General features: G+C 68.8%; 15 protein-coding genes. 11 read left to right on the top strand and 4 right to left on the bottom strand.

All coding sequences use genetic code 11. From position 1 onward, the window contains the following. Positions 1 to 14: 14 nt before the first annotated feature. Positions 15 to 1,802: a lipocalin family protein gene (locus tag ACXYX3_RS01810; RefSeq protein WP_458609910.1), complete on the top strand. Its 1,788-nt coding sequence runs from the start codon at positions 15 to 17 to the stop codon at positions 1,800 to 1,802. Here the strand turns inward: ACXYX3_RS01810 and ACXYX3_RS01805 are convergent. After that, complete coding sequence (locus tag ACXYX3_RS01805) at positions 1,786 to 2,976, bottom strand: NAD(P)/FAD-dependent oxidoreductase (RefSeq protein WP_458609909.1); 1,191 nt, start codon at positions 2,974 to 2,976, stop codon at positions 1,786 to 1,788. The two genes, ACXYX3_RS01810 and ACXYX3_RS01805, sit on opposite strands and share 17 nt — an antisense overlap. 52 nt (positions 2,977 to 3,028) lie before the next feature. Between ACXYX3_RS01805 and ACXYX3_RS01800 the strand changes: the two genes are divergently transcribed. Beyond that, entirely contained in the window at positions 3,029 to 3,556 is a 528-nt protein-coding gene (locus ACXYX3_RS01800) for a hemerythrin domain-containing protein (protein ID WP_458609908.1), read from the top strand. 42 nt (positions 3,557 to 3,598) lie between these two features. After that, positions 3,599 to 4,084 (top strand): hypothetical protein, encoded by a 486-nt coding sequence (locus tag ACXYX3_RS01795; protein WP_458609907.1) that lies wholly within the window; start codon positions 3,599 to 3,601, stop codon positions 4,082 to 4,084. Between the two features lie 4 nt (positions 4,085 to 4,088). On the opposite strand, the gene ACXYX3_RS01790 is transcribed toward ACXYX3_RS01795, so the two are convergent. Both ACXYX3_RS01790 and ACXYX3_RS01785 read right to left on the bottom strand, forming a co-directional pair. Next, positions 4,089 to 5,489 carry an MFS transporter gene (locus ACXYX3_RS01790; RefSeq protein ID WP_458612269.1) on the bottom strand — a complete coding sequence of 467 codons (1,401 nt, stop codon included), beginning with the start codon at positions 5,487 to 5,489 and terminating at the stop codon, positions 4,089 to 4,091. A gap of 71 nt (positions 5,490 to 5,560) precedes the next feature. Further along, positions 5,561 to 6,109 carry a hypothetical protein gene (locus ACXYX3_RS01785; RefSeq protein ID WP_241207835.1) on the bottom strand — a complete coding sequence of 183 codons (549 nt, stop codon included), beginning with the start codon at positions 6,107 to 6,109 and terminating at the stop codon, positions 5,561 to 5,563. A 153-nt stretch (positions 6,110 to 6,262) separates the two neighbouring features. On the opposite strand from ACXYX3_RS01785, the gene ACXYX3_RS01780 reads away from it, so the two are divergent. The 8 genes from ACXYX3_RS01780 to ACXYX3_RS01745 all read left to right on the top strand — a co-directional run bounded on the left by ACXYX3_RS01780 (position 6,263) and on the right by ACXYX3_RS01745 (position 14,552). After that, positions 6,263 to 7,627: an NAD-dependent epimerase/dehydratase family protein gene (locus ACXYX3_RS01780; RefSeq protein ID WP_458609906.1), complete on the top strand. Its 1,365-nt coding sequence runs from the start codon at positions 6,263 to 6,265 to the stop codon at positions 7,625 to 7,627. Then, positions 7,624 to 8,499, top strand: coding sequence for an SDR family NAD(P)-dependent oxidoreductase (locus tag ACXYX3_RS01775; RefSeq protein WP_458609905.1), 876 nt, complete (start codon positions 7,624 to 7,626; stop codon positions 8,497 to 8,499). Before ACXYX3_RS01780 ends, ACXYX3_RS01775 begins: the two co-directional genes overlap by 4 nt. Positions 8,500 to 8,576: 77 nt before the next feature. Continuing rightward, entirely contained in the window at positions 8,577 to 9,689 is a 1,113-nt protein-coding gene (locus tag ACXYX3_RS01770) for an ABC transporter ATP-binding protein (protein ID WP_458609904.1), read from the top strand. Beyond that, on the top strand, positions 9,686 to 10,876 hold the full coding sequence (locus ACXYX3_RS01765) for an ABC transporter substrate-binding protein (RefSeq protein WP_458609903.1): 1,191 nt from the start codon (positions 9,686 to 9,688) through the stop codon (positions 10,874 to 10,876). The genes ACXYX3_RS01770 and ACXYX3_RS01765 overlap by 4 nt, the downstream gene beginning before the upstream one ends. Further along, a complete protein-coding gene (locus ACXYX3_RS01760) occupies positions 10,876 to 11,715 on the top strand; it encodes an ABC transporter permease (RefSeq protein WP_458612268.1) in 840 nt (279 codons plus the stop codon). Before ACXYX3_RS01765 ends, ACXYX3_RS01760 begins: the two co-directional genes overlap by 1 nt. After that, complete coding sequence (locus ACXYX3_RS01755; protein WP_241207829.1) at positions 11,716 to 12,516, top strand: ABC transporter permease; 801 nt, start codon at positions 11,716 to 11,718, stop codon at positions 12,514 to 12,516. A 17-nt stretch (positions 12,517 to 12,533) separates the two neighbouring features. Next, entirely contained in the window at positions 12,534 to 13,301 is a 768-nt protein-coding gene (locus tag ACXYX3_RS01750) for an SDR family NAD(P)-dependent oxidoreductase (protein WP_458609902.1), read from the top strand. Between the two features lie 9 nt (positions 13,302 to 13,310). Beyond that, on the top strand, positions 13,311 to 14,552 hold the full coding sequence (locus tag ACXYX3_RS01745; RefSeq protein WP_458609901.1) for an FAD-dependent oxidoreductase: 1,242 nt from the start codon (positions 13,311 to 13,313) through the stop codon (positions 14,550 to 14,552). On the opposite strand, the gene ACXYX3_RS01740 is transcribed toward ACXYX3_RS01745, so the two are convergent. Beyond that, a complete protein-coding gene (locus ACXYX3_RS01740) occupies positions 14,543 to 15,190 on the bottom strand; it encodes a VldE C-terminal domain-containing protein (RefSeq protein WP_458609900.1) in 648 nt (215 codons plus the stop codon). The genes ACXYX3_RS01745 and ACXYX3_RS01740 overlap by 10 nt on opposite strands. Between the last annotated feature and the right edge of the window lie 60 nt (positions 15,191 to 15,250).

Raw genomic sequence — 15,250 nt, 5'->3', positions numbered from 1 at the left:
CTAGGTTCTTTGCCGTGACGTCAAGACATTGGGGTTACTGGTTCTTCGCTGCGGGCGCGGGTGCATGCATCGCGCTCGGCGCCGGGCACGGAGTGGCTGCCGCCGACTCCGACACCGGCGACACCTCGCCGACGCGCTCGACCGACGCAGGGCCTTCCCGCGACGCAGGGACCGCCTCCACCGAGGCGAAGCGAGAGGCGAAACGCGATCGGAGGGTCGCTCGCGCCGACGACGATCCGGCCACCGCACCCACGTCCACCACGCCCCGTGGTCGCGCGAAACTCCGCGACACCGACACCGACACCGACACCGACACCGCCGCCGATACCGACACCGCCGCCGGCAAGCGGCCCCGGCTGCTCACACTGCGCCACAACGCCGACGCCGAGAAATCCGTGGTCGCCGAGAGCGCCGCCGTCGAACCCCCGGTCGTCGCGCAGGTCGCGGCCACCGGCACGGTCACCGGTGTGCGGACCGGGCGGGCGAAACTGGACATCCCGGTCGGCGAGAAGGATCTGAAGACGCGGGCCGACTGGTACTTCCCCACGCAGTCCGACGGCTCAGTCGACGCCACCGGCGTCATCTATCTGCAGCACGGCTTCATGGGCCGCAAGTTCTTCTACTCGGCGCTGGCCAAGGACCTGTCGCAGCAGACGAACAGCATCGTCGTGGTGCCCAACATCCCGTCGTTCCCATCGCTGCGCTGCGGAGGCTGTTGGCTCAACGGCACGCAAACCCAGCAGGCGGTGGCCGATCTTTTCCTCGGCGACGAGAACGAGCTCCTCACCAGCGCCATCGCCGCGGGCTACACGGGCGATCTGCCGAAGGACTTCGTGCTCAGCGGGCACTCCGCCGGCGGTGGTCTGGCTGCCGCGGCGGGCGGCTACTACGAGGCCGATCCCGATAACGGAGACAACCTGCGCGGCGTCGTGATGTTCGACGGGTTCGCCTACAAGAACGTCGTCCCCGAGGCGCTGACCCGACTCGGCGACATCCCGGTGTACCAGATCGCGGCGCCGCCGCAGGCCGGCAACCTCTTCGGCGCCACCACCAAGGAACTCGTCGCCGCCCGACCCGGGCAGTTCGTCGGGGTGACGCTGGCAGGCGGCTCCCACGTCGACTCGCTGCTCGGCGGCAATCCGGTGATCGACCTCCTGTCGCAGCTGTTCACCCGGTTCTCGGCGCCCGGCAACACCGCGGCGGCCTACACGCTGGCGTCCGGGTGGATCAACGACCTGTATCAGGGGCTGGGGCCGGCCGACGGCACCGGCATCTACGGCGCCCCCGACCAGTACATCGTGCTCGGCGACACCTCGGCCGTCGTCCTGGCTCCCCCGCCGGTCGTCGACGTCGACTCCTACCTCGGTACCTGGTACGAGGTCGGCAGCGTCAAGCAGTTCTTCTCGATCGGGCTGGTGAACACCAAGGCCGTCTATGGCCTGAACCCCGACGGGTCGATCAGCGTCGCGAACTCCGGGAACTACTTCTTCGACAACGGACCGGAGTCCACGATCCAGGGCACCGCGCTGCCCGTCGATTCCACCAACAGCAAGCTGAAGGTGACGTTCTTCGGCAAGCCGAACGCCAACCCGCCCGGCAACTACTGGATCGTCGACCTCGATCCCGACTACCAGTGGGCCATCGTGACCGACCCGACGGGCCTGTCGGGCTTCCTCCTCAGCCGCACGCCGGTGGTGTCGGACGAGTTCTATCGGGAACTGCTCGCCCGCGCCTCGGTCTACGGCGTCAAGGCCCGCATCACCCCGACCCGTCAGCCGGGAGCGGTCACAACCGCCCTCTGAGGATGCCGTGCCAGTAGGTCTGCGGAAGCACATGACGATCGAAGGCCCAGGCCGAGCGCCTGGGTGTGGTCGAGTCGACGAACGACGGCAGTGACGACGCCAGCCGCCCACTGCGGTCGAACTCACCGGCGATCAACCGGTGCCGGTCGGTGGTGATCGGCGCGACGGTGTACCCGTCGTAGCGCTTCATCGCCGTGCCGTCGCGAGCCGCGCGCATGTTGTGCACAAGGATCGCGATCTGCCGGCGCAGTGCGCCGCCGGACGGGTCGGTGTCGACTGCGGCGACGTCGCCGGCCGACCAGATGTTCGGATAGGTGCGGTGCTGCAGCGTGGTCGAGTCGATGTCGACGAGTCCGTGGGGCTGTTTCCCCGTCAGACCCGACGTCTGCAACCAACGCGGGCCCCGGAACGGCGGGACCAGATGTAGGAAGTCATAGTGCATGTGCTCACCGCCCCCGACACTGATGACGTTCGCCTCCGGTTTCAGCTCGCCCACCGCGGTGTCGTACAGTATGCGAACATCCAACTCCGCCAACCGTTTCGAGAGCCGGGCATCGATCTCTGGCACACCCACGAGATGGGGGCGGTCGATCACCAGGGTGATGTTCACCCCCGGCAGGCGCCCCGTGTCGCGCCAGTGTGCGGCTGCGAGGAACAACGGCTTCATCGTGGTGGCAGTGCAACTGACCGGCGCACGCGGCACGGTGAACACCGCGTGGCCACCCGACGGCATCGCGCGGATACGCCGCCACGTCTTCTCGGCGTGGTCGAGGTAATTGCTGGCGACGGCCGGAGTCTTCAAAGCGGCGGTGACGCCGGGTAATTCGTCGTCGTCGGGGACCAGTCCGGTACCGATCACCAGATCGGTGTAGCGAAGCCGGCGACCGGTGGCGCACTCGACCGTCGAGCCCGCCGGGTCGACGGACACCGCGGCGTCGCGAATCCAGGTGCACCTCGACGGCGTCACCGAACGCTGGGTCCGCTCGGCGCGGCGCAAGTTCGCCTGCCCGCCGCCGACATAGGACAGCAGCGGCCGATAGGTGTGCACGGTTTGCGGCTCGACCGCGGCGATCCGCTGAAAGCCCTTGCGCAGCAACCGTGCCGCCGCGCTGATTCCGGCGTTCCCGCCCCCGACGACGACGACATCGAAACGCTGCTCGGTGTCCTGCTCCACCGCCCCGTGGTACCCGGGTTCCTCGGGGAGAAACCCGGGTATGCCTGGACACATGGCCGACATCATCGATCTCATCTACGCCGATCACGACTGGCTCCGCCGGCAGTTCTTCCGGCTCGACGACGCGCACTCCCCCGACGAGCTGGCTGCGATCTGGGACGCGCTGGGCACCCGGTTGGACGCGCACGCCGACGCCGAGGAGACGGTGTTCTACCCGGCGCTGCTGGCCCACGGAGGGCGCGACCACCCGGGTAATCCGGAAGGCGATCCGGAGGACGAGACCGAGGACGCGATCACCGACCACAACTCCATCCGCGACGCGGTGCGCCGGTCCCGAGAGCACGAGCCCGGCAGCGACGAGTGGTTCGCGGCGGTCAACGAAGCCCGCAAGGAGAACGGCTCGCACCTCGACGAAGAGGAGCGCGAGGCGATGCCTGACTTCATCAAGAGCGCCAGCCTCCAGATGCGCCACGACCTCGGCATGCAGTGGCTCCGGTTCTATGCCGAACGCGAATCCGTCACCGATATCGACACCTCCGACAAGGACGCCGACCGGTACATCGCCGAACACAGCGAGTGATCAGCGGGTTAGATTCGTTGCGGCCAGGGTAGTGGTGTCGACATGCTGCAAAAACCTGTGATCGCCGCGTGTGCCGCCGCTGCCGCACTCGCTTTCGCCCCGCTCGCATCCGCCGGTGGCCCGGCCGGGTGCGTCGACCCGTACGGCACGGGCTGCGCCGCGCCGCCGCCTCCTCCTCCCCCGCCGGCCGGTTACGCCCCGCCTCCGCCGCCTCCGCCCGCGGGCTATGTGCCGCCGCCTGCTCCCGGCTACGGCGTGGCCGGACCCGGCGGTGCAGCCGGCGCGATACCCGGCGGACCGGGTGGTGTCGCCGGACCCGGTGGCGCTGCCGGCACCATCCCGGGCGGCCCGAGTGGCGCTGCCGGACCCGCGGGTGCGGCCGGTGTGATCCCGGGCGGTCCTGGCGGAGTGGCGGGTCCCGGCGGTGCGGCCGGTGTGATACCCGGCGGTCCCGGTGGAGTGGCCGGCCCCGGTGGCGCGGCGGGCTGCATCCCGGGCGTCGGCTGCGGCGCCGTCCCGGCGGGCTAGGACATCACGGCTCGCGGACCTCGCTGGGGTTCAGCGGGGGCCCGCTGATCGCGCAGTGCCGGCATTCGTCGATCCGGAACCGATCATCGGCGATCGGAGGACGGGTGCGACGAATGCCGGCCGCCGCGATCACCGCGGCCAGCACCATCAGGCCCGCGGAAATGCTCACGGCGACATGGAATCCCGCGTTGAACGCGACAGCGTCGGCGTAGTCGGCGCCAGTGATACCGGCGAGGCCGGGCAGCACCGCGACGGCCAGTAGTCCCCCGACGCGGGCCACCGCGTTGTTCACCCCGGACGCTGCTCCGGCCATGGCGCGTGGTGCTGCGTCGAGGACGGCGGTGGTCAGCGGTGCCACCACGAGAACCATGCCGGCGCCGAAGGTCAGGGCCGCGGGCAGCACGTCACCCACCCAGGTGGCACCCGGCCCGATGCGTGTCATCAGCAGCAAGCCCGCTGCAGACAGCAACGGACCCACGGTCATCGGGACGCGCGGCCCGATACGAGCCGCCAGCGCACCGGCCCGTGCGGAGAAGATCAACATCACGACGGTGAACGGCAGCAGCGCCGTCCCTGCCGCGACGGGACTGAATCCGGCGACCGTCTGCAGCTGCAACACCAGGAGCAGGAACGCGGCGCCCAAGGCGCCGTAGATCAGCAGTGTGATGATGTTGGTGACTCGGAAAATCCTGTCGGAGAACAGCCGTGGCGGAATCAGCGGGTGCGGTGAGCGACGTTCCACGACGACGAAGGCGGCCAACGCCAGCACTCCGACGCAGATCGTGACCGCCGCCGGGACATCCGCGTCATCATTGCCCACCCGGGTCAAGCCGTAGGTGAGCGTCCCCAGACCCAGTGCCGCAAGCAGGGCGCCGGCGATGTCGAGACCCTCAGGCGCAGCGTCGTCCCTGCTTTCGGGCACGTGCAGCAGCGTCACCACGATCACCACCGCTGCCAGGGGAACGTTCAGCCAGAAGACGGCCCGCCAACTCCACTCCACGAGGAAGCCGCCGACGAACGGTCCGATCGCGCCCGCAATGCCTCCCAGGCCCGACCAGGCGCCGATCGCGGCCGCCCGGTCGGCGCCCTGGAACGAGGCCGATATCAAGGCCAGGCTTCCGGGAGTCAACAGCGCGCCTCCGATGCCCTGCAATGCCCGCGCGCCGATCAGCCATTCGGTGGTCGGCGCCAGGCCACACGCGACCGATGCGAGCGCGAACCAGGTGACACCGACGAGGAAGACCCGGCGCCTGCCGAAATGGTCGCCGAACGAACCACCCAGCAGGATCAGGGACGCCAGCGACAGCGTGTAGGCGTTGACGACCCACTGCAGCCCACCGAAACCGGAGCCGAGGTCGGCGCCGATGTGTGGCAGAGCGACATTGACCACGGTGCCGTCGATCATCACGATGCCCGAGCCGAGAACCGTGGCCAGTAACACCCAGCGCGCGGAGGGAGGTCCGCTCTGGGGCACGCTCAGGACAGTACGCGGCGCAGCGCTCCCTTGGCGACCTCTTCCGGCCGGTACTGCTCGCTTGCGTAGGCACCGATGGCCACCAGCGCACCGGTGGCGGCTGGAACCACCCACTGCAGGGCCTTGAGCTGCTTCTGCGCGGACGCCACCTCAGGGGGCGTCGACGGCGCCGGGGAGGTCGCATCCGCCGCCGGCACCGCGTCATGCGCGGAGACCTTGGCCCCGAGTGCGCGGCTGTAGGCGGTGACCCCGAGGGCGAGGACCGTCAGCCCCGTCTTCACCGCGGCCATGCTCGGCACACCGCTCTGCGCCTTCATGCGGCCGGTATCGTGCTTGACCAGACCGGCCGATCCGATCAGGTGGGCGCCGATCGCGGCGGCGTTGACCGGGGTCCACCGGTCCCAGCCCTCGTTGGCGACGGCGCCGACGTTGCGGTCGGACCCGGCCGACGATGCGGCCCGGTTCAGCGTGACGGCGTTGGCGAGCGTGCCGCCGAACCAGGCAGCCAGACCGACGTCGTGCAGTTGATGGAACAGCGTTGCGCGAGCCATATTTCTCCTTCGACTGTGGGGGACCCTCGCCGTGCTACCCCGCGCCGGCATCGGCAAACGTCGTGCCACACCCGGCCGCGAGGATCCGAAGACGTAAGAATTTGCCTGCCCGCGTTCCGGTTTCGACCGCCGGCCACGGTGTATGCCCGTGCCATGCAGCAGCGGCGACGCATCCTCATCACCGGCGCTTCCGGCAATGTCGGCGCCGGCGTGCTGCGTGAGCTGCGCCGCCAGGTTCCGCAGGCCGAACTCGTCGGCGTGTGTCGGCGCCCGCCGACGCGTGGTCAGATCTACGACGGCGTCCACTGGTGTCCCGTCGATCTCTCCGCAGCAGATGCGACCACCCGATTGACGGCGGCAATGCGTGGTGTCGACGCGGTGATCCACCTCGCTCTGGCCGTACACCCGGTCGACGACGAGGACTACTTGTATCGTGTCAATGTCGTTGGCACACAGGCGGTTCTCGCGGCGATGACGCTCACCGGGGTGTCGCATCTGATCTATGCCTCGAGCCTGGGCGTCTACGCCCCCAGCGAGTCCACGGCACCGGTCCCCGAGACGTATCCGGCGACGGGCCAATCGACGTCGGTGTACAGCAGACACAAGGTCGCCGTGGAGTCCCTGCTCGATCAGTATGAACGCGACCATCCCGACGTCGTCGTGTCGCGCTTCCGGCCCACGGTGGTCGTCGCCCGCCACGCTGCCTTCGAGATCCGTTCGCTGTACGTGGGATCGGTGATCCCGCGGGCGGCTTTCACCGTGGCACAGCGTCGCAGGTTGCCCCTGCTGCCGCTGCCTCGCGGGCTCGCACTGCAGTTCGTCCACGCCGACGACGTCGGCGACGCGGTGGTGCAGCTCCTGCGGCGGCGGCTGGGTGGCTCGTTCAACGTGGCCTCCGACGTTCTGTCGGGCTCCGCGCTGGCAGGTTTGGTCGGAGCGCGTCCGGTGCGGGTCAACCCGGCGGCGATGCGGTCGGTCGTCATCGCCCTCCATCGGCTGGGCCTGCTGGCCGTCACCCCCGGCTGGTACGACGTCGCGACCCGCTCTCCGGTGATGGACACCACCAAGGCACGCCAGGAATTGCATTGGCAGCCAAGGCATTCGTCGACCGACGCGGCCAGGGAGCTCATCGACGGACTCGCTGACGGAACGACGGGCACGAGTCCCGCTCTGGGCGCGATCGACGACGACGCGCCGAGCCGGGAAGCAGCGCTGTCGTCGACCCATGACGTCACGTTGACGCTCTGGTGGGCGATGGCGGTCGCGGCCGCGGCCCGCGGCCGACGACCCGGCGCGATCCATCGCAGTGTCGTTGCGGCGAATCTGGTGTCGGGCACACCAGCTGCGCTGCAACGCCTCCGACAACGTCGCCGCGATCCGGTGGCGGTGCTCGCCCCCGTCGCCGTCGCAGCGGCAGTGCTGGCGACGCGACGCGGAGGGTGGCCCGCCGCTGCAGCCACCACCGTGCTCGGTGGCATGGGATGGGCTGAGCGCAAACGACGGAAAGGCCGAGGATGAGTGCACGAGTCGTAGTGATCACCGGGGCGTCGAGCGGTATCGGACGGGAGACGGCGCTGCGGTATGCCGCTCGCGGGGCCCGCCTGGTGCTCGCGGCTCGTTCCGAACGCGATCTGGACGACGTCGCCGAACAGTGCCGCCGGGCGGGCGCGGACGGTGTGCTCGTCGCGCCCACCGACATCGCCGACGCCGACCAGGTCCAGAAGACCTTCGAGCGCGCGATCGAAACCTTCGGCGGCGTCGACGTGGCGGCCCAATGCGCCGCGATCACCGCGTTCGGTCGCTTCGAAGACATCCCGGCCGAGGTCTTCGACGCGATCATCGCCACCAACTTGATCGGCGCCGCGAACGTCGCCCGCTGCGCACTGGCTCACTTCCAGCCACGCGGTCGCGGTCAGCTCGTGCTGGTCGGTTCGCTTCTCGGCGTGACTGCCGTGCCGTACCAATCCGCCTATGTGGCAAGCAAATTCGCACTCTGCGGACTGGTCCGGGCCCTGCGGCAGGAGAATCGGCACCTTCCCGGGGTTCGGATACACGGCATCTATCCCGGACCGGTGAACACGCCGGTCTATGCGTCGGCGGCCAATTTCCTGGACCAGCAGACCCCACGGGTGCCGCCGACCTCCGACGCCCCGGGCACGATCGCAGCCGCCATCGTGCGTGCCGCCGAGAAGACGACGTCCACCGAACGTCAGATCGGCTGGTTCAACCGACCGGCGATCGCGACCTACCGCGTGGTCCCGTTCTTGTTCGACGCACTGGTCGGTCCGGTCGTCCGCCGGATGATGTTCACCTCCGAGGCCTCCCCCAACTCCCAGGCGGCATCCACCGGCAACGTGTTCGAGCCACCGCCGGCCGCACTGCGACGGTGACCGCGACGTCGGTCGGCGCGCGCCACGAAATTCGTGCTTGAACTGCGCTTCGGCAACGGAATTCCTAGGATGCGTGAATGCCATCCGGAACGGCGGTGTCGAGACCAGGCGCCGACCCCCTCGACGACGCAGCCGTTCCCCAGATCGAGCTGGTCGGCGTCCGCAAGGAGTTCGGCGATCCGCGGCACCCCGTGGTGGCCGTCGCGGGCGCTGATCTGACCATCGCCGACGGGGAGCTGTTCGCGATTCTCGGACCGTCCGGATCGGGCAAGACCACGCTGTTGCGGATGATCGCAGGCTTCGAGGCCCCGACGGCCGGCACGATCAAACTCGGTGGTCGCGACGTCACCCGGCTGCCTCCGGCGCGCCGCGACACGAACACCGTGTTCCAGCAGTACGCCCTGTTCCCGCACATGACGGTCGCGCAGAACGTCGAGTACGGGCTGCGGGTGCGTGGCGTCGACAAGCAGGAGCGCCGCCGCCGTGCCGGGGAGGCGCTCGAGATGGTCCGGCTCTCGGGGCAGTCCGCACGCAAGCCCGCCGAGCTCTCCGGCGGCCAACAGCAGCGGGTCGCGTTGGCGCGTGCGCTCGTCGGTCGCCCCCGCGTGCTGTTGCTCGACGAGCCGCTCGGCGCGCTCGACCTGAAGTTGCGCGAACAGATGCAGGTGGAGCTCAAGGCCATTCAGCGCGAGGTCGGCATCACGTTCGTGATCGTCACCCACGATCAGGACGAGGCGCTGACGCTGTGCGACCGCCTGGTGGTCCTCAACGAGGGCCGCATCGAACAGGTCGGCGCGGCCCGGCAGGTGTACGAACATCCTGCGAACCGCTTCGTCGCGGACTTCGTCGGAACGTCGAACGTGCTCGACGCCGACAGCGCGCAGACGGTGCTAAGCCGGCCGGGCACGTTCGCGATCCGCCCGGAACGTATCGCGGTGCTCGATCCGGACGTCGCCGCCCCGGCCGGCCAGCCCAGCGTCGCAGCGCGGATCGCCGAGGTCGTCTACGCCGGCCCGATCACGCGCATCGCGGCCACGGTCACCGACCACGACATCCGGCTCACGGCCACCCTGCTCTCGGCGGAAGCGTCGACCGCCCTGACCCACGGCAGCCGCGTCGTCCTGACCTGGCCCGAAGCGGCCGTCCGCGATCTCACCGACCTGTCGACCCATCCCGAGGAGGAGTCATGAAGAATCCGCTGCACCGCCTGGGCGTCGTGCTCGCCATAGGTGGCGTGCTGCTCGCCGGCTGTTCGAGCTCCGGGGATTCCGGCGGCACCGCAGAAGGCCCCCCGTCGATGGAACCCGCGGCATCGGTCGGCGCCGGAGAGGGCCAGCTGAACCTGATCGCCTGGCCCGGATACGCCGAGAACGGCTCGAACGACCCTGCGGTCAACTGGGTCACGCCGTTCGAGCAGCAGACCGGGTGCAAGGTCAACGTGAAGATCGGCAACACCTCCGATGAGATGGTGCAGCTGATGCGCACCGGCCAGTACGACGGGGTGTCAGCGTCGGGCGATGCGACGCTGCGGCTGATCTACGCCGGCGACGTCGCACCGGTGAACACCGACCTGGTGCCGAATTACGCGACCGTGGTGCCGTTCCTCAAGGACAAGCCGTGGAACTCGGTGAACGGCCAGATGTACGGCATCCCGCACGGGTGGGGCGCCAACCTGCTGATGTACAACTCCGACGTCGTCAAGAACAACCCGGACAGCTGGGGCGCGGTCTTCCCCGGCGCACCGGAGCTCAAGGGCAAGGTGACCGCCTACGACTCCCCCATCTACATCGCCGACGCCGCGCTGTACCTGTCGAAGACGAAGCCCGATCTGGGGATCAAGGATCCCTACTCGCTGACCACCGAACAACTCGACGCCGCAGTCGATCTGCTGAAGCAGCAGAAGGAGAACATCGGCGAGTACTGGTCCGACTACACCAAGGAAGTGCAGGCGTTCGAATCCGGCACCACGGTGATCGGCACCAGCTGGCAGGTCATCGCCAACACCATCAAGGCCGACAACAAGGTTCCGGTCGCGACGGTGCTGCCGAAGGAGGGTGCCACCGGCTGGTCGGACACCTGGATGCTGTCGGCGAAAGCCGCGCACCCCAACTGCATGTACAAGTGGATGGACTACATCATCTCGCCGAAGGCCAACGCCGAAGTCGCCGAATACTTCGGTGAGGCACCGGCACAGACCAAGTCGTGCGACCTCACCTCCGACAAGGCGCACTGCGCGACCTATCACGCCACCGACGAGCAGTACGCGTCGCAGATCCATTACTGGACCACGCCGCAGACGACGTGCGTGGACGGCAGCGGGGACAACTGCACCAGTTATGACCAGTGGGTGGACAAGTGGCAGGAGATCAAGGGCTGATGCTCGCCGCCCCGCGGCTGCGGCAGCGGGTGACGCTGGCCTTCCTGCTCGTTCCGCCGCTGGCCTGGCTGATCGTCGCCTACCTCGGTTCGCTTGCGGTCCTGCTGGTTTCGGCTTTCTGGAGCCGCAGCAGCTTCACCGGTGCGGTGGTGCGCACGTTCACCACCGACAACCTGGTGAGGGTGGCGACCTCCGAGGTGTTCCGGACGACCACGCTGCGCACAGTCGGGGTGGCGTTGACGGTGACCGTGGTGTGCGCGGCGCTCGCGGTGCCGTTGGCGCTCTACATGGCCAAGGTGGCCTCGCCGGCCAAGCGGGTCGCCCTCGTCGTCGCGGTCACCACCCCGCTGTGGGCCAGCTACCTGGTGAAGGCGTACGCGTGGCGGATGCTGCTGTCCCCCGAGGGGCCGATGGACTGGGCGGTCGGCTACTCACCGGGCTACGGGCTGACGGCCACGGTCATCACGCTGACGTATCTCTGGTTGCCGTACATGGTGATTCCGGTGTTCGCCGCCTTCCAACGCGTCCCGGATTCACTCGTCGACGCCAGCTCCGACCTGGGTGCCTCGGATCTGACCACGCTGCGGCTGGTCGTCGCACCGATGGTGTTCCCCGGCATTGCCGCGGGCTCCATCTTCACGTTCTCGCTGTCGCTCGGCGACTACATCGCGGTCACCATCGTCGGCGGCAAGACACAGCTGCTGGGCAACGTGATCTACGGACAGCTCGTCACGGCCAACAATCAGCCGATGGCCGCGGCGCTGTCGCTGATCCCGTTGGCCGCGATCCTGCTGTACCTGTTCGCGATGCGACGCACCGGAGCATTGGAGAACGTGTAGATGCTCTCGTCACGCATGCGGGGCGCCACCCGCTTCTGGACGGTGCTGGTGCTGGTCTTCATCTACGCGCCGCTGGCGCTGGTGGTGGTGAATGCGTTCAACGCGTCGAAGACCTTCGCGTTCCCGCCGAGCGGTTTCACGCTGCAGTGGTGGCGAACCGCGCTGGCCAGTGACGGGATGTGGACGGCGCTGGGCAATTCGGTGGTCGTCGGTCTGGCCGCCACGGCGCTGGCTCTGGTGCTCGGCACGATGGCCGCGTTCGCGGTGCAGCGGTACGAGTTCTTCGGCAAGCAGACGGTGAACCTGCTCATCGTCCTTCCGATCACGTTGCCCGGCATCGTCACCGGTATCGCGTTGAATGCGACGTTCACCTCCGCGCTGGGTATCACGTTGGGCATGGCGACGGTGATCGTCGGACACGCCACGTTCTGCATCGTGATCGTGTTCAACAACACCCAGGCACGGTTGCGCCGGCTCGGGACCAGTCTCGAGGACGCCTCAGCCGACCTGGGGGCGTCGTCGTGGCAGACGTTCCGGTTCGTGACGCTGCCGATGATGCGCGGTGCGCTGGTGGCCGGAGCGATTCTGGCGTTCGCACTGAGCTTCGACGAGATCGTCGTGACGACGTTCACCGCCGGCCCCACGGTGCAGACGCTGCCCATCTGGATCTTCGGAAATCTGTTCCGCCCCAATCAGGCGCCCGTGATCAACGTGGTCGCGGCCGCGCTGACGATCATCGCGATCGTGCCGGTGTGGCTGACCCAGCGCATCGGCGGAGACCCCGCAGGGACGCGGATCTGAGCGGTTAGGGTGGCCCCGTGACCGACCTCTTCGATCTCACCGGCCATGTCAGCGTCGTCACCGGCGGCGGGTCAGGCATCGGGCTGGGCATGGCCGACGGGTTGGCACGCGCCGGCGCGTCGGTCGCCATCATCGGCCGTGGTGTCGCGCGCCTGGAGGCGGCGGCAGAGTCGTTGCGCGCCCACGGCAATGCGGTACTCGCCCTGCCATGCGATGTCACCGACGAAGCGGCGATCACCGCGGCGATGGCCCGCGTCCGCGACGAATGGGGTTCGCTGGATTCGTGTTTCGCCAACGCCGGGGTGGGCGGGCGGTTCACCCCGACGCTGGAGACCTCGCTGGCGGAGTTCCGGTCGATCACCGCGGTCGATCTCGACGGTGTGTTCGTCACCCTGCGGGAGGCGGCCCGGCAGATGGTCGAGGTCGGTCGTGGCGGCAGCCTGGTCGGCGTCTCCAGTCTCGGCGCCTTTCAGGGCATGCCCCGTCAGCCCGCCTACGCCGCGTCGAAGGGCGGGGTGATCTCGCTGATCGACAGCATGGCTGTGGAACTGGCGCGCCACGGTATCCGCGCCAACACCATCGCGCCCGGATGGTTCGACACCGAAATGACGGCGGCCGGCCTCGCCGACGAGCGGTTCCGATCCCGGGTGCTGCCGCGGGTGCCCGTGCGGCGGTGGGGAGCCGGGGACGACGTGGCCGGTGTCGCGGTCTACTTGGCCAGCGGGGCGAGCAGGTACCACACCGGGGACGTGTTGAGGATCGACGGCGGCTATCTGAAGTTCTAGTGTGACGCCATGAGCGAGAAGACCACCTGTGTGGTCGTCGGTGGCGGGCCGGCCGGCATGGTGCTCGGCCTGCTCCTCGCCCGCGCGGGTGTGGCGGTCACGGTGCTCGAGAAGCACGGCGATTTCCTGCGCGACTTTCGCGGCGACACCGTACATCCCAGCACGCTGCGACTGCTCGACGATCTCGGGCTGTTCCCTGCCTTCGACCGGTTGCCGCAGAGCAGGCTGCACCACTTCACCGTCGATGCCGTCCCGGGGCACCCGGTCACCGTCGTGGACTTCGATCGGCTTCGACTCCCCCACCGGTACGTGGCGATGGTGCCCCAGTGGGATCTGTTGAACCTGCTGGCGGAGGCCGGCGAGGCAGAACCGTCCTTCACCCTGCGGCTGGATCACGACGTCACCGGACTGATTCAAGAGTCCGGCCGCGTCGTCGGGGTGCGCTACGAAACCCCAACTGGCGCAGGGGAATTGCGTGCGGATCTGACGGTCGGATGCGACGGCCGCAGCTCAGTGGTCCGACAAGCCGCCGGGCTGGCGGTGCGCGAGTACCCGGTGAGCTTCGACGCCTGGTGGTTTCGGCTGCCCCGGAACTCCGCGACCGCTGACTTCAGCCTGTTCCCCCGCATCGGGCGGGGCAAGGCCATCATCGTGATTCCGCGCGAGGGGTATCTGCAGATCGCCCTGCTGATCCGCAAGGGAGCCGACGCTCAGCTACGCCGCCGGGGATTGGCCGCTTTCCACGCCGACGTCCTCGAACTCCTGCCCGAGGCCGGGGACTCCGTGTCCGCTATCACCTCGCTCGATGACGTCAAGTGTCTGGACGTGAAGTTGAATCGTCTGCGGCGCTGGCACACTGACGGATTGCTGTGCATCGGCGATGCCGCCCACGCCATGTCCCCGGCCGGCGGGGTCGGCATCAACATGGCCGTTCAGGACGGCGTGGCCACCGCGCGGCTGCTCGCCGGCCCGCTGCGTCGCGGTGCGGTGACCGAGCGGGACCTGGAGAAAGTGCGACGGCGCCGGATCGTCGCCACCGCGCTGACCCAGGCCCTACAGCGTCAGCTCGACGCGCGGCTGCTGGGTCCGGTCGTGCGGGGCGAAGAGGGCGCGACCGGTCCGCCGGCGGGACTGCTGCGGGCGGTGCAACGGGCGCCCTGGTTGTCGGTGATCCCGGCCTACCTGGTCGGCGTGGGTGTGCGCCCGGAGCGCGCTCCATCGTTCGCGCGCCGACGGGCCGGTCAGCGGTAGTAGACCTCGTCGCCGGTCGGGTAACCGCCGCCGTGTGTGGTGATGTGCACGTGGTCGTAGTGCCCGTAGCCGCCGGCGCGTCCGCCGCCCGGGGTGTAGTAGACGCCGCGCCAGATGCAGTCCTGGAGACCGAACCGCTCGGCGTTCTTGAGGGCGAACGCGACGATCTGGTTGCCCAGCGCGATCCCTTCGGCACTGCCCGCATTCGGGATCATCACGTCGATGGCCAGTCCGTTGGGATGCCACGGCAGCGGGTCTTGCCGAACACCGCCGATGCTGTGGATCTCGGGGAAGATCGCACTGACTGCGCGGGCGACCAGGATCGTCTTCACCTGCAGGCCCTGCTCGGGGGCCCGTCCGACGGGCAAAATCTGAGGCTGGCGAACGGCCGCGCGGGAGCTGGCCACCCACTGCACCCGGCTGCCGGTCGGCCCGCTGTTCGATGCGAATCCCGTCGGCGGCGTGGCCACCAGCTCCATGCAGCACGGCGGTGCCTCTGCGACGGCCGGCTCGACCGGTGGGGTGATCGGGCGTTGCACGTCAGCACCCGCCACGAGTAACGCTGCCGCGGGAAGGCCGAGGGCAGTCAGCACTCGCGCGCGCGAACGCCGCTGTCGAACCTGGGAGTGCCTGCCCACGCATTGCACACTAAGTGGGGACATCACGAAATCACAGACGCATGGCAAACTTTCGATAAC

It is taken from the genome of Mycobacterium sp. Panama NTM2 (genome assembly GCF_054355555.1).
Note: the sequence above shows the minus strand (reverse complement) of the source record. Positions and strands in the feature narration are given on the sequence as shown.

What these genes read in the sequence shown, in the direction of transcription:
- ACXYX3_RS01745 (WP_458609901.1), top strand. Translation starts at nt 13,311, where the DNA reads ATGAGCGAGAAGACCACCTGTGTGGTCGTCGGTGGCGGGCCGGCCGGC.
- ACXYX3_RS01780 (WP_458609906.1), top strand. Translation starts at nt 6,263, where the DNA reads ATGCAGCAGCGGCGACGCATCCTCATCACCGGCGCTTCCGGCAATGTC.
- ACXYX3_RS01800 (WP_458609908.1), top strand. Translation starts at nt 3,029, where the DNA reads ATGGCCGACATCATCGATCTCATCTACGCCGATCACGACTGGCTCCGC.
- ACXYX3_RS01790 (WP_458612269.1), bottom strand. Translation starts at nt 5,489, where the DNA reads ATGATCGACGGCACCGTGGTCAATGTCGCTCTGCCACACATCGGCGCC.
- ACXYX3_RS01795 (WP_458609907.1), top strand. Translation starts at nt 3,599, where the DNA reads ATGCTGCAAAAACCTGTGATCGCCGCGTGTGCCGCCGCTGCCGCACTC.
- ACXYX3_RS01765 (WP_458609903.1), top strand. Translation starts at nt 9,686, where the DNA reads ATGAAGAATCCGCTGCACCGCCTGGGCGTCGTGCTCGCCATAGGTGGC.
- ACXYX3_RS01770 (WP_458609904.1), top strand. Translation starts at nt 8,577, where the DNA reads ATGCCATCCGGAACGGCGGTGTCGAGACCAGGCGCCGACCCCCTCGAC.
- ACXYX3_RS01785 (WP_241207835.1), bottom strand. Translation starts at nt 6,109, where the DNA reads ATGGCTCGCGCAACGCTGTTCCATCAACTGCACGACGTCGGTCTGGCT.
- ACXYX3_RS01760 (WP_458612268.1), top strand. Translation starts at nt 10,876, where the DNA reads ATGCTCGCCGCCCCGCGGCTGCGGCAGCGGGTGACGCTGGCCTTCCTG.
- ACXYX3_RS01755 (WP_241207829.1), top strand. Translation starts at nt 11,716, where the DNA reads ATGCTCTCGTCACGCATGCGGGGCGCCACCCGCTTCTGGACGGTGCTG.
- ACXYX3_RS01775 (WP_458609905.1), top strand. Translation starts at nt 7,624, where the DNA reads ATGAGTGCACGAGTCGTAGTGATCACCGGGGCGTCGAGCGGTATCGGA.